This window comes from Streptococcus cristatus, from assembly GCF_003944225.1.
Taxonomy (GTDB): Bacteria; Bacillota; Bacilli; order Lactobacillales; family Streptococcaceae; genus Streptococcus; species Streptococcus cristatus_K.
Genome location: NZ_RJPN01000009.1, coordinates 1 through 13882 on the forward strand (window position 1 = coordinate 1; position 13882 = coordinate 13882).

Sequence of the window (13882 nt, forward strand, 5' to 3'; positions counted from 1 at the left end):
GGACTAATACTAATAGCTCGAGGACTTATCCAATTTTCATTGAGCGCAGCTTTTGGCAAGTATTGTGAGCTTTGAGTAGTTATTCAATTTTGAGTTGACAAGGCAATAAGATATTGTAAGTTAATTCAGTAAGTTAAGTGACGATAGCCTAGGAGATACACCTGTACCCATGCCGAACACAGAAGTTAAGCCCTAGAACGCCGGAAGTAGTTGGGGGTTGCCCCCTGTGAGATATGGTAGTCGCTTAGCTATTATCCGCCATAGCTCAGTTGGTAGTAGCGCATGACTGTTAATCATGATGTCGTAGGTTCGAGTCCTACTGGCGGAGTAAATGAACATATGAGAAAAGAGCAGTTAGCTCTTTTTTCTTTCTCTCTATCGATGCTTTTGCATTGTTTTAGAATCAGAGTGTTACTATAGTTGGAACTTGACTCTTTTCTTTTTTGTGGTATAATTAACCGGTAAAGTTTCAACCAGTTAAGAAAGGGAGCGAAGAATGGGGCATTTAGCAGAAAAAATTAATCATTTTTTGAATGAGGTTATATTGACAGCTGAGAATCAACATGAAATCTTGATCGGCTCTTGTACGAGCGATGTGCGGCTAACGAACACGCAGGAGCACATTTTAATGCTTTTGTCTCAGGAATCTTTGACAAATTCTGATCTAGCTAAAAGGCTGAATGTTAGCCAGGCTGCTGTAACTAAAGCTGTTAAGGCTTTGGTGGAGCAAAAGATGTTGGAGACATTCAAGGATAAGAAGGATGCTCGTGTGACTTTTTATCGATTGACTGATTTGGCACGACCGATTGCGGAAGAGCATCAACATCATCATGTTCATACTTTGGAGACTTACCAGAGATTGGCAGAGCAATTTTCTTCTGATGAGCAGGAAGTGATTGTGAGATTTTTGGATGGTTTGATTGGAGAAATTGGGAAATGAGATATATCACAGTGGAAAATCTGTCCTTTTACTATGACAAGGAACCTGTGTTGGAGCATATTCATTACTTTTTGGATAGTGGCGAGTTTGTAACCTTGACAGGGGAGAATGGGGCTGCTAAGACGACACTTGTCAAGGCTAGTCTGGGGATTCTGCAGCCTAAGCATGGCGAGGTCAAGATTTCCAAGACCAATGAGAAGGGCAAGAAATTGAGAATTGCTTATCTTCCTCAGCAGATTGCTAGTTTTAATGCAGGTTTTCCTAGCACGGTTTACGAGTTTGTTAAGTCGGGACGTTATCCGCGCAAGGGCTGGTTTCGTCGTTTGAATGAACACGATGAGGAGCATATCAAGGCTAGTTTGGAGTCGGTTGGAATGTGGGAACATCGAGATAAGCGGATTGGTTCTCTCTCTGGTGGTCAAAAGCAGCGGGCTGTGATTGCTCGTATGTTTGCTTCGGATCCGGATATTTTTGTCCTAGATGAACCGACAACTGGGATGGATGCAGGCAGTAAGGATGAATTTTACAAGCTCATGCACCATAGTGCTCACAAGCATGGAAAAGCGGTCTTGATGATTACGCACGATCCAGAGGAAGTTCGCAAATATGCTGACCGCAACATTCATTTAGTTCGGAATCAGGACTCACCTTGGCGCTGCTTCAATGTGCATGAAAGTGATAGCGGACAGGAGGTGAGTCATGCTTAATCTATTTTCCTATGATTTTATGCAGCGAGCCTTCTTGGCAGTTATTGCCATGAGCCTCTTCTCACCGATTCTGGGGACCTTCCTGATTTTACGTCGACAGAGCCTTATGAGTGACACGCTCAGCCACGTTTCACTGGCAGGTGTGGCTTTTGGCTTGGTTCTTGGACTATCGCCCACCCTCACAACGGTGCTTGTCGTCATTATCGCAGCAGTCTTCTTAGAGTACCTACGCACAATCTATAAGAATTTCATGGAAATCGGTACAGCTATTCTCATGTCAACTGGCTTAGCAATTTCCCTGATTGTTATGAGTAAGGGTAAGAGTTCTAGCTCGATGAGTCTGGACCAGTATCTATTTGGCTCCATTGTGACTATCAGTAGGGAGCAGGTGATTTCCCTCTTTGTCATTGCTGCTGTGGTGCTTGTCTTGACCTTCCTCTTCATTCGGCCTATGTACATCTTGACCTTTGACGAGGATACGGCCTTTGTGGATGGGTTGCCCGTGCGGACCATGTCTATTCTCTTCAATATCGTGACGGGTGTTGCGATTGCCCTCATGATTCCGGCTGCGGGAGCCTTGCTGGTATCGACCATTATGGTCCTGCCGGCTAGTATTGCCCTGCGGATTGGGAAAAATTTCAAGTCGGTTATTTTGCTGGCAAATGTCATCGGCTTCTTTGGTATGATTGCCGGACTTTATATTTCTTACTATGCAGAGACGCCAGCTAGTGCCAGCATTACGATTATCTTCGTCAGCTTGTTCTTGCTGGTCAATCTGGTCAAAAAATTTATAAAATAGGAGCAGAGAATGAAAAAAATTAGCTTACTATTGGCAGGCTTACTGAGTATTTTCTTAGTAGCTTGTTCCAATCAAAAAAATGCAGATGGCAAGCTCAATATTGTCACGACTTTTTATCCGGTTTATGAGTTTACCAAGCAGGTGGCTGGAGACGAGGCTAATGTTGAACTTCTAATCGGGGCTGGTACAGAGCCGCATGATTATGAGCCTTCAGCTAAGGCAGTTGCGACGATTCAGGATGCAGATGCCTTTGTCTATGAAAATGAAAACATGGAGACTTGGGTTCCAGATACGCTAAAAACTTTGAAAAATAAGGAAGAAAAGGTTATCAAAGCGACTGGAAATATGCTTTTGCTGCCTGGGGGTGAAGAGGAAGAAGACCACGACCATGGGGAAGAGGGGCATCATCACGAGTATGACCCCCATGTTTGGCTGTCTCCGAAGCGAGCTATTAAAATGGTGGAACATATCCGAGATAGTCTGAGCAAGGCCTATCCTGACAAAAAAGCTGCTTTTGAGAAAAATGCAGCGGCTTATATCAAGAAGCTGGAAGCCTTGGACAAAGAATTTGAAGCTGGTTTGGCCAACGCTAAGCAAAAGAGCTTCGTCACTCAGCACGCTGCCTTTAACTATCTGGCATTGGACTATGGTTTGAAGCAGGTGCCAATTTCTGGACTTTCACCAGACAGTGAGCCATCCGCTTCACGCTTGGCTGAATTGACCGAGTATATCAAGAAAAATAAAATCAAGTATATTTACTTTGAAGAGAATGCTTCCCAGGCTTTGGCTTCTACATTAGCTAAGGAAACAGGTGTAGAGCTTGATGTCCTGAATCCGCTGGAAAGCTTGACCGAAGAGCAGACCAAGGACGGAGCAGACTATGTTTCTATCATGCAGGACAATCTAAAGGCTCTCAAGAAGACAACTGACCAAGAGGGAGCGGAGATTGCAGCCGAGAAAGAAGAAGACGATAAGACAGTCCAAAACGGCTACTTTGAAGACAGTGCCGTCAAGGATCGTACTTTGTCGGACTATGCTGGCGAGTGGCAGTCTGTTTACCCTTATCTGAAGGACGGTACCTTGGATCAAGTCTTTGACTACAAGGCTAAGCTGACTGGAAAAATGACGGCAGCTGAATACAAGGACTACTATGACAAGGGCTACAAGACAGATGTTTCCAATATCAATATCACAGACAAGACCATGGAATTTGTGGTAGATGGAAAATCCAAGAAATATACTTATAAATACGTTGGTAAGCACACACTGACTTACTCTAAGGGAAATCGTGGAGTTCGCTTCATGTTTGAAGCGACAGACGAGGATGCTGGGGAGTACAAGTATGTTCAGTTTAGCGACCACAACATTGCACCGACCAAGGCAGCTCACTTCCATATCTTCTATGGCGGTGAGAGCCAGGAAGCGCTCTTTAACGAGCTGGAAAACTGGCCAACCTACTATCCAAGTAAGTTGACAGGTCAAGAAATCGCCCAAGAGATGTTGGCACACTAATAGAATAAAGCAAGAAGACGGGATTATCCCGCCTTCTTTTTTGTATATCGGAAAATGACGATAAAAATACTTGACAAATTACGATTACAATTGTAAACTAATAAAGAATCGAATTACAAATGTAAATATTAAGGAAGTGTTAGACAATGGAACAGCAAAATATGAGCCAAGCAGAATGGCAAGTGATGCGTGTGCTGTGGGCCTATCCACACAGTCGCAGTACAGAGATTATAGCGCGGTTGGAAGCTGATTTTTCCTGGAAACCGGCAACCATCAAGACCCTTCTGAATCGTCTGAAGACCAAAGAATTTATTGCCATGGAAAAAATTGAGGGTAAGTTTTACTACGATGCTCGGATTTTAGAAGCGGATCATCTGGAAAGTACTTGGCAGGCTCTTTTTGACAATATCTGTAATACTAAACACGGAGACCTTTTGATTTCGATGATTGAGAGAAGTCAGTTCAGTCAAGGGGACTTGGAGCGGCTCAGCCAAGTCATTGATAAGAAAAAAGCCTCGGCTCCTATAGAAATCAAATGCGACTGCCCACAAGGCCAGTGTCGTTGCGGTCACGGAAAGGAGGCGCATTGATGAGTGAGAAGAAAGAATATAAGCTCTCAGGCATGACCTGCGCTGCCTGTGCTATGACGGTAGAGATGGCGGTCAAGGACTTAGAAACGGTCGAGGAGGTCAGTGTCAATCTAGCGACAGAACGTCTCAGCTTGCTTCCTAAGGCGGGATTTGACAGCCAGCAAGTGCTGGATGCTGTAGCTGAGGCTGGTTATCAGGCAGAAGAAAAAGGAAAAGACAGACCGTCTGATGTGAGTGAAGAGGCTGCAATGAAAGCTCAAGAATTGCAAAAAAAGAAACAGCAATTACTGATTCTTTTGCTTACGGCTCTGCCCTTGCTTTATATCTCTATGGGAAGTATGATTGGTCTTCCTCTGCCTAGCCTCTTGGACCATATGAAGGATCCCTTAGTCTTCGTTCTTTCACAACTGCTTTTGACTCTGCCTGCTGTGTGGATCGGTCGTGGCTTTTATCAGAGAGGATTTCGCAATCTTATCAAGCGACATCCTAATATGGATAGTTTGATTGCGGTGGGAACCAGTGCAGCATTTCTTTATAGCCTCTACTCGGTCAGTCAGGTTTTTCTAGGTCATCATCCCTTTGTCCATCAGCTCTATTTTGAGTCTGTTGCAGTGATTATTGCCTTGGTTCTTCTAGGCAAATATCTGGAAAGTTCAGCCAAGGGGAGAACGTCTCAGGCGATTCAGTCTCTACTTGAGCTAGTGCCTAGTCAGGCGACAGTGATTCGTTATGGAGAGGCTGTAACCATTGATACGGAGGATATCCGAGTTGGAGACATTATCCGTATCAAACCAGGAGAGCGTATGCCGGTAGATGGTTTTGTGACGGAGGGGCAGACCTTTGTGGATGAGTCCATGATGACTGGTGAAAGTGTCCCGATTGAAAAGAAGGTCGGTGATACCATTACCAGTGCAACAATCAATCAAAATGGTAGTATTGACTACCAAGCAACTAGGGTGGGTTCAGATACGACCTTAGCTCAGATTGTTAGATTGGTGGAGGAAGCACAGGGGTCTAAGGCACCGATAGCGGCTTTGGCCGATAAGATTTCACTCTATTTTGTCCCAATCGTGCTAAGCTTGGCTACTTTGTCTGCTCTGGGCTGGTATTTTCTGGCTGGTGAGAGTCTTAGCTTTTCCCTGTCAATCTTTATCGCAGTTCTGGTCATTGCCTGCCCCTGTGCGCTGGGATTAGCCACTCCGACAGCCATCATGGTTGGGACTGGCAAAGGGGCTGAAAATGGAATTCTAATTAAGTCTGGTCAGGCTTTGGAAGCTGCTTATCAGCTGGATACCATTGTTCTTGACAAGACGGGGACGATTACGGTTGGCAAGCCCAGCCTGACGGATCTGTTGCCATTGAGTGATTTTAATCGGTCTGACTTGCTGCGGCTAATAGCCAGTGCTGAGCAGCATTCTGAGCACCCTTTGGCTCAGGCTATCTTAGAAGCTGCTAAAGAGGAGGGGCTTAAATTACTGCCTGTCAGTCATTTTGAGGCCTTAGTTGGCCGAGGCTTGTCAGCTCAGGTTGAGGACAGACAGCTTCTAGTGGGAAATGAGTCTCTGATGACAGAAAAGAACATTGACAGCAGTGCCTTTCAAGAACAGTTGTTGGAACTATCCCATGAAGGAAAAACAGCCATGTTTGTCGCAATAGATGGACAGCTAGCAGGTATTTTAGCGGTAGCAGATGAGATGAAATCCAGCAGCTTGAAGGCGGTGCAAGAGCTCCAGTCTATGGGGCTGGAAGTTATCATGCTGACAGGAGATCGTGAAGAAACAGCGACAGCTATTGCCCAGAAAGCTGGAATCCAAAAAGTTATCGCAGGAGTATTACCAGATGGTAAGGCCACTGCTATCAAGAACTTGCAAGAAGCTGGCAAAAAACTAGCCATGGTCGGAGACGGTATCAATGATGCACCAGCTTTGGTCCAGGCAGATGTAGGAATTGCCATCGGCTCAGGCGCCGATGTAGCTATCGAGTCGGCAGATGTAGTGCTCATGCATAGTGATTTGCAGGATGTAGTCAAGGCTATCAAGCTCAGCCAGGCGACCATCCGCAATATCAAGGAAAATCTCTTCTGGGCTTTTGCCTACAATACACTAGGCATCCCGATTGCTATGGGGCTATTGCATCTTTTTGGCGGCCCCTTGCTCAATCCGATGCTGGCTGGTCTGGCCATGAGCTTAAGCTCAGTGTCAGTTGTGGCCAATGCCCTGCGTCTAGGACGCTTTAAATTTTAAAATGAAGGAATATACGGAGGAATAAATCTATGAAACAAACAGTTCAATTAGAAAACTTATCTTGTCAAAACTGTGTTAAACACGTTACCCGGCATTTCCTGTCTATGGAGGGAGTGTCAGATGTGACAGTAGATCTGGACAAGCAGACAGCAGCAGTTATTGCGGATAGATCCTTGAGTGCAGAGGATTATCAGGCGGCTTTGAGCAAAACCATCTATAAGGTCTTAGCGGTGCAGGATAGCTGAGCCAACTTGTAAAATATGCTGCAAAAGTCTATAATATTAGTAATTATTTATTGGATAAGGAGAAAGCCATGAAGCAGAAAATAGTCTATCCTTTGTTATGTTGCTTAGCTCTATCGACTTTGGCAGCCTGCTCTAGTAAGGCAGTTAATTCTACTCAGACAAGTTCGAGTACTACTCAGGAATCTTCTCAAGTAGCTTCTAGTCAGAGTGTTGCAGAATCGTCTTCTTCTGCCACAAGCAGTCAAAGCTCAGCAGAAGCTAGTTCAGAAAAGACGCAAGAGGAGAAAAAAGCAATGGATATTTCGGCCTTGGCCAATGGAGACTACTCTAGTGTGAAAGGAACCTGGCAAAATGCTGCTGGTCATCAGCTGGTGTTCAATGACAAAGGGTTGGTTTCCGATAGCTATGAGCTGTACGGAGCATCGTTAACGGATTATGGAACAGCTTCTGGCGGTGTGTACGGTGGTGAGACCGGCGGTTTCTTGCTAGAATTCATTCCAAAAGGNATCAAGCTTGCGAATAAAGAAAATTTCCAAGATAGCTCAGATGCCAGCCAAGATCGTCTGTGGACGGGAGTTGGGATGAATAGCTTTGATGAACAAGGCCAATTTTATTATCGTGTCAATGACTAGTCGTGTAGGATAGAAAATTTTCTATCCTCTTTTTTATTTTGAAAGAAGGATTTTTCAAGAAATGATAAAAAATTGTGCAAACGTTTGAATAAATGCTTGAAATAATAATTAAAAAAGGATATAATATTTTTATGAAAGCGCTTTGAAATTTTTAGGGGTTTCAAAGGCAACTATTTTCACATAAAGTAAAGGGGAACTTATGGTTGAATTAAATCTGAAAAATATTTATAAGAAGTATCCAAATAGTGAGCACTATTCTGTTGAAGACTTTAATTTGGACATTAAGGACAAGGAATTTATCGTTTTCGTTGGTCCGTCAGGATGTGGGAAATCCACAACGTTGCGTATGATTGCAGGTCTTGAGGATATCACAGAAGGAACAGCGTCGATTGACGGCAAAGTTGTCAATGACGTGGCGCCGAAAGACCGCGATATCGCCATGGTCTTCCAGAACTATGCCCTCTACCCACACATGACAGTCTATGACAACATGGCTTTCGGGCTTAAACTGCGCAAGTACAGCAAGGAAGATATCGATAAACGGGTGCAAGAAGCAGCTGCCATCCTTGGTTTGAAAGAATTCTTGGATCGCAAGCCGGCGGACTTGTCAGGTGGTCAACGTCAGCGTGTTGCTATGGGGCGGGCTATCGTACGTGATGCAAAGGTTTTCTTGATGGACGAGCCTTTGTCAAACTTGGATGCGAAGCTGCGTGTTTCCATGCGTGCTGAGATTGCCAAAATCCACCGCCGTATCGGAGCAACAACCATTTACGTTACCCACGACCAGACAGAAGCGATGACGCTTGCAGACCGGATTGTTATCATGTCAGCAACCAAGAACCCTGCTGGAACTGGAACGATTGGTCGAGTAGAGCAGATCGGTAGTCCACAGGAAGTCTACAGAAATCCAGTCAACAAGTTTGTGGCGGGATTCATTGGCAGCCCAGCGATGAACTTTATCACTGTGACACTTGAGGGGAATGAAATCGTTGCCGATGGCTTGCGTTTGACAGTGCCAGAAGGAACGCTGAAAGTTCTGCGTGAGAAGGGTTATGACGGCAAGAAATTGATCTTCGGTATTCGTCCAGAAGACATCAATACAGAACCTGCCTTCTTAGAGACCTTCCCAGACTCTGTGGTTCATGCGACCATCTCTGTCTCTGAGCTTTTGGGTTCTGAGTCTCACCTTTACTGCCAAGTTGGTGATAGCGAGTTTATCGCACGGGTAGATGCTCGTGACTACTCAGAAACAGGTGCAGGAATTGACCTTGGCTTTGACCTAAACAAGGCACATTTCTTTGATTTTGAAACAGAGAAAACAGTTTATTAAAATATGAGTTATAAAAAAGATAGTCAGCAAGCCAAACGGAATACATTTGGTCTGCGGACTATCTTTTCTTTATTTTGCTTTTCCGATAAGAATGGTAGCTGCAATGGTCACTTGGGTGAGGTTAGTCCAGTCGATCTGGTCTTGCTCGACATGAAAGAGCAGCGGTGTCATCGCTAAAAGAGCGGCTCTACTTTCGGCAGTCAAGGAGTGGCTAGACTCAACATTGATTTCAGAGATTATATCGAAGTGCTCTCGGAAATGCTGGATGACTTCTTGGTTAGAGTAATCCTTGTTGCTGAGCTGTCTAGCGGCTTTTTGGCGAATTTCTTGAAGATGGCGCTCGGTGGGGATGACCTTGATGAGGAGGGCATTGTCAGACATGACTCGCCGAAATTCCTGATAATTGGCTGGAGAAAAGATGTCTAAAATGATGTCCATGCTGGCATCTTGTAGCGGTAGCTTGGCCAAATCACCGACGAACCAATTGACTGCGAAAGAGCTGTCGCTCTTGGCCGCCAACTGAATGGAATCTTTTGAAATATCGAAAGCATAGAAGGTTTTTTGGGGATGGGTTTCTTGGAGTTTACGAGAGTAGAAGCCCTCACCGCATCCAATATCTAAGACTGTTTTAGCAGATTCTGAGCTTGCAAGCAAGTTTGAGACAGCCTCTAAGATAGCTTGGTAGAATCCTGCTTCTAAGATCAACTGCCGATTTTGAAAACTGGCCTTATCGTAGTCTTTGGGCTGCTTGATTTGAGGTGCTAGATTTACATAGCCAAACTTAGCCAAGTCATAAGAATGCCGATGTTGGCATTTAAGGCTGCTATCCATCAGCTGCAGCTCTTCCTTGCAGATGGGACAGGCAAAAGCGGTCGCTGTGGCAAAACGCTGGAGTTTGGGTTTGAGGTTTGTATTCATAGTTTAAGTGTATCAAAAGAGACAAGTGAAAGCAACTTTAGGAGTAAGTAGATGGGAGATTCAGTAGAAATAAAACTAATTCTCCAATTTATAAAATGAAATTGCTTTTATATCTAAATTTCTATATAATAATGATAAGGAGGAAATAAGTATGTTAAAAGAAGTATTAACCGTTGCAAAAGTTGCGAAAAAATCTTCACTATTTTTGGGTGGTGTCGCATTTGGTACCCTTGGCTTGAAAATCTTAGCAAGTAAGGAAGCTAAAAAAGGTTATTCTAAAGCTTTGGCTAAGGCTTACAAGTTGAAAGACGGGCTAGATGCATCTGTTTCTGTTGTGAAACAACATGGAGACGATGTCTTGCAAGATGCCAAATATTTGTACGAGCAAGAGAAAAAAGAAGAGCAATTAGATAGCCTTATAGGGGAATAATATGTCTTTTAAAGTGCTACATAGAGGATACCAACATATCCGACTATCATCTTCTTTTTCACTCACCTTGGATATTCAAGACTATCTTCGTTCCTTGGCGAGAGATGAAAAGGGGATTGAGTCCATCCAGTTTTACATGGATCAACAGCACTTTACTCTACGTATAAAAGAAGGCTTCTCTGTATTAGACAATGCAGAAGCCTTTTTAAAAAGAATTGATAAAGGGAAAGTTTCTGAGTTGATGACTCTTCCCATTCGTAGAGAAGAGAGTGCTTATTCTATTGTTTCAGGTGCAGCGATTAAGCGTATACTTTTTCGTAGTTTTGTGCCGTATCCTATTCGCTATATATGGACTTGTTATCAGGCTTTTGGCTATATTAGAGAAGCTTATCAAACACTAGCGCGCAAGGAACTAACGATGGAGGTCCTGGACTGTTCGGCGATTTTATTGTCCTTGTTTATGAACCAATCTAAGACGGCTAGCAATATCATGTTTATGCTTGATTTGGGGAATCATTTAGATCAGTGGTCCTTGAAAAAAACTGCAACAGATTTAGAACAAAGCCTTCTTGCAAAAGAGAGCGATGTATTTCTAGTACAGGGGGATACGGTTGTTAGTATCAAGAGTTCCGATGTTCAAATAGGAGATGTCTTGGTCCTATCTCAAGGAAATGAAATTCTGTTTGATGGACAAGTAGTTTCAGGTTTAGGTATGGTCAACGAAAGCTCCTTGACAGGAGAGAGTTTTCCAGTTGAAAAAAGAGAGTCTGATTTGGTTTGTGCAAATACAGTATTAGAAACTGGAGAGTTACGCATTCGTGTAACCGATAATCAGATGAACAGCCGTATTTTACAGCTAATTGAGTTGATGAAGAAATCTGAAGAAAACAAGAAAACGAAACAACGCTATTTCATCAAGATGGCGGATAAGGTCGTCAAATATAATTTCTTGGGTGCTGGTCTGACTTACCTATTAACAGGTTCTTTTTCTAAGGCTATTTCTTTCTTATTGGTCGATTTCTCCTGCGCTTTGAAAATCTCTACTCCTGTAGCTTATTTAACGGCTATCAAGGAGGGTTTGAATCGTGAAATGGTGATTAAGGATGGGGATGTTCTGGAGAAATATCTGGAAGTCGATACCTTCTTATTTGATAAGACGGGGACAATCACAACTAGCTATCCTATAGTTGAAAAGGTGTTACCTTTTGGAGACTATAGTGAGGAAGATATTCTCAGAATCAGTGCCTGTCTTGAGGAGCACATCTATCATCCTATCGCTAATGCCATTGTCAAGCAAGCTGAGATAGAGGGAATTGAACATGAGGAAATGCATGGGAAACTCCAATATATTGCAAGCAAGGGAATTAAGTCCCATATTGATGGTGAATCGGTTGTCATCGGAAATTTTGTCCTGATGCAAGACGAGCAAATCAATATTAGTCCTGAACAAAATGCCCTGATCGAAGAATATAAGAATCACTACAATCTACTGTTCTTGGGCTATCGCAATGATCTTATTGGGATGTTCTGTATCCATACTCCTTTGAGAAAAGAAGCAAAAGTTGCCTTAGAAAAGCTCAAAGCTCAAGGAAAGAAACTGATTTTAGCAACAGGTGATACCTTGGTTAGAACGGAAGAACTTGTAAAAGATTTGCCGTTTGATCAAGTTTATACAGATTTGAAACCTGATGGAAAATTTGAATTGGTGCAGGAGTTACAGCAATCTGGTCATGCTGTCTTAATGGTCGGAGATGGCCTGAATGACTCGGCAGCTCTAACCCTTGCGGATATTGGTGTTGTGATGAATGAAAGTGCAGATATTTCTAAGCAGATGAGTGATATCTTATTGTTAGATAATCGCTTGGATTTCTTCCAAGAGTTGGATTCGCTATCATCATCTTTGCAAATACTCATCAAGAAGAATATTCAAGATACCATTGTCGTAAATAGTAGTTTGATTGGCTTTGGCTTGTTTAATTGGCTCAGTCCTTCAAATCTCTCTATCTTACATAATCTAACAACCTTGCGCATTGTCTTGCGTAGTCTGTCTATTAAAAATAGATAGATGAGAGTTATTAACAGCAAAAAGGAGTTACCTTTCTCGAGGTTAACTCCTTTGTTTATAGATAAATGTTGAACAGTTTAGTAAGTCAATACAAAGTATTTTTTCTTACCGCGGCGGATAACAGTCAGTTCGTTTTCTAACTTATCTGCGTCACTCAAGATATAGTCAAGGTCTTGGATGCGGTCGCCATTTACGTAGATGGCTCCATTCTGGACATCTTCACGGGCTTGGCGTTTTGAGTTGACCACGCCAGATGACACGAGGATTTCCACGATATTGTGGTTTTCGTCTGCTTGAACTTGGTAGTTTGGCACACCACGAAGTCCTTGCTTGAGTTCTTTGACAGAAAGGTTTTTGATATTTCCTGCAAAGAGTTGCTCGGTAATATTGAGGGCTTCCTTGTAGGCCTCTTCGCCGTGGACAAGAGTTACAACTTCACGAGCGAGGACTTTTTGAGCCAAGCGTTCGTGTGGAGCTGCTTCAAACTGTTTACGGATGTCTTCAATCTCATCGAGTGACAAGAAAGTAAAGATCTTCAAGAAGCGAACAGCGTCAGCGTCCATAACATTCATCCAGAATTGGTACATTTCGTATGGAGAAGTCTTGTCAGCATTGAGCCAAACAGCATTTCCTTCTGATTTACCAAATTTCTTACCAGTCGCATCCGTGATAAGGGGAACAGTGATGACGTGACCTGTCTTGTCAGCCTTACGACGAAGCAATTCGGTACCAGCTGTCATATTTCCCCACTGGTCAGAACCACCGATTTGCAGGGTAACATTGTGGTCTTGGTTAAGGACAAAGAAGTCGTAACCTTGCATGATTTGGTAAGCAAACTCTGTGTAAGAAATCCCTGTTTCAATCCGTTTTTTTACGGATTCCTTGCTCATCATGTAGTTGACAGTGAAGTATTTACCAACATCACGGAGGAAGTCAATGAAGCTGATGCTGCCAAACCAGTCGTAGTTGTTGACCATGACAGCTTTGTTTTCGCCATTTTCAAAGTCAAGAAAGCGTGACAGTTGGCCTTGGATAGACTGAACCCAGCCATCGACAGTTTCCTTGGTTTGCAGGCTACGCTCCGCATCTTTAAAGGATGGGTCACCAATCAGACCCGTTGCACCACCGACGAGGGCATAAGGTTTGTGACCAGCTAACTGTAAGCGGCGACTGGTCAAAATAGCTACCAAGTGACCTAAGTGCAGACTGTCCGCTGTTGGATCGTATCCAGTATAATAAGAGACCTGCCCTTCTTCTAAGGCTTTACGCAAAGCTTCTTCATCAGTCGTTTGAAAAATCAAACCACGCTCTTGCAGCTCATCAAAAATGTGCATAGTTGTCTCTCCTTTTCTAAGATAGCAAAGGATTTTGCCCTTGCTCAAGTATTTTTTTGTTTTATCCCTCTATTGTATCACAAACGCGACAAATAGCAATGAGTAGCCAGAAAATAATTCCTGTAAAAGCGCTAGAA

13 protein-coding genes, 1 tRNA gene and 1 rRNA gene are annotated in these 13882 nt (G+C 43.4%); 13 read left to right on the forward strand and 2 right to left on the reverse strand.

Annotated features, from left to right (window positions below; translation table 11 throughout):
• The first annotated feature begins 133 nt into the window (after nucleotides 1–133).
• The 11 genes from rrf (at nucleotide 134) to D8797_RS08420 (ending at nucleotide 8998) form a co-directional block, all read left to right on the forward strand.
• Nucleotides 134–249, forward strand: a 5S ribosomal RNA gene (gene rrf, locus D8797_RS08370).
• Between the two features lie 5 nt (nucleotides 250–254).
• A tRNA-Asn gene (locus tag D8797_RS08375) sits at nucleotides 255–328 on the forward strand.
• 168 nt (nucleotides 329–496) lie between these two features.
• Complete coding sequence (locus tag D8797_RS08380; protein WP_125380163.1) at nucleotides 497–940, forward strand: zinc-dependent MarR family transcriptional regulator; 444 nt, start codon at nucleotides 497–499, stop codon at nucleotides 938–940.
• A complete protein-coding gene (locus D8797_RS08385; RefSeq protein WP_125380165.1) occupies nucleotides 937–1647 on the forward strand; it encodes a metal ABC transporter ATP-binding protein in 711 nt (236 codons plus the stop codon). The genes D8797_RS08380 and D8797_RS08385 overlap by 4 nt, the downstream gene beginning before the upstream one ends.
• Nucleotides 1640–2446 (forward strand): metal ABC transporter permease, encoded by an 807-nt coding sequence (locus tag D8797_RS08390; RefSeq protein WP_125380168.1) that lies wholly within the window; start codon nucleotides 1640–1642, stop codon nucleotides 2444–2446. The genes D8797_RS08385 and D8797_RS08390 overlap by 8 nt, the downstream gene beginning before the upstream one ends.
• Nucleotides 2447–2455: 9 nt before the next feature.
• Nucleotides 2456–3958, forward strand: coding sequence for a zinc ABC transporter substrate-binding protein AdcA (locus D8797_RS08395; RefSeq protein WP_125380171.1), 1503 nt, complete (start codon nucleotides 2456–2458; stop codon nucleotides 3956–3958).
• A gap of 146 nt (nucleotides 3959–4104) precedes the next feature.
• The gene (locus D8797_RS08400) at nucleotides 4105–4548 is read left to right on the forward strand and encodes a CopY/TcrY family copper transport repressor (RefSeq protein WP_125380173.1); all 444 of its coding nucleotides are present in this window, start codon (nucleotides 4105–4107) and stop codon (nucleotides 4546–4548) included.
• The gene (locus D8797_RS08405) at nucleotides 4548–6791 is read left to right on the forward strand and encodes a heavy metal translocating P-type ATPase (RefSeq protein ID WP_125380176.1); all 2244 of its coding nucleotides are present in this window, start codon (nucleotides 4548–4550) and stop codon (nucleotides 6789–6791) included. Before D8797_RS08400 ends, D8797_RS08405 begins: the two co-directional genes overlap by 1 nt.
• A gap of 29 nt (nucleotides 6792–6820) precedes the next feature.
• Entirely contained in the window at nucleotides 6821–7036 is a 216-nt protein-coding gene (locus tag D8797_RS08410) for a heavy-metal-associated domain-containing protein (RefSeq protein WP_125380179.1), read from the forward strand.
• A 68-nt stretch (nucleotides 7037–7104) separates the two neighbouring features.
• Nucleotides 7105–7668 carry a DUF6287 domain-containing protein gene (locus tag D8797_RS08415; RefSeq protein WP_125380182.1) on the forward strand — a complete coding sequence of 188 codons (564 nt, stop codon included), beginning with the start codon at nucleotides 7105–7107 and terminating at the stop codon, nucleotides 7666–7668.
• 199 nt (nucleotides 7669–7867) lie between these two features.
• Nucleotides 7868–8998: an ABC transporter ATP-binding protein gene (locus D8797_RS08420; RefSeq protein ID WP_125380183.1), complete on the forward strand. Its 1131-nt coding sequence runs from the start codon at nucleotides 7868–7870 to the stop codon at nucleotides 8996–8998.
• A gap of 69 nt (nucleotides 8999–9067) precedes the next feature.
• Here the strand turns inward: D8797_RS08420 and D8797_RS08425 are convergent, their stop codons facing one another.
• Nucleotides 9068–9916: a methyltransferase domain-containing protein gene (locus D8797_RS08425; RefSeq protein ID WP_125380184.1), complete on the reverse strand. Its 849-nt coding sequence runs from the start codon at nucleotides 9914–9916 to the stop codon at nucleotides 9068–9070.
• A gap of 151 nt (nucleotides 9917–10067) precedes the next feature.
• On the opposite strand from D8797_RS08425, the gene D8797_RS08430 reads away from it, so the two are divergent.
• Both D8797_RS08430 and D8797_RS08435 read left to right on the forward strand, forming a co-directional pair.
• Nucleotides 10068–10346: a DUF6110 family protein gene (locus D8797_RS08430; protein WP_000910910.1), complete on the forward strand. Its 279-nt coding sequence runs from the start codon at nucleotides 10068–10070 to the stop codon at nucleotides 10344–10346.
• Nucleotide 10347: 1 nt separating this feature from the next.
• A complete protein-coding gene (locus D8797_RS08435; protein ID WP_125380185.1) occupies nucleotides 10348–12411 on the forward strand; it encodes a heavy metal translocating P-type ATPase in 2064 nt (687 codons plus the stop codon).
• A 77-nt stretch (nucleotides 12412–12488) separates the two neighbouring features.
• On the opposite strand, the gene tyrS is transcribed toward D8797_RS08435, so the two are convergent.
• A complete protein-coding gene (tyrS, locus tag D8797_RS08440) occupies nucleotides 12489–13745 on the reverse strand; it encodes a tyrosine--tRNA ligase (protein WP_125380188.1) in 1257 nt (418 codons plus the stop codon).
• Nucleotides 13746–13882: the final 137 nt, after the last annotated feature.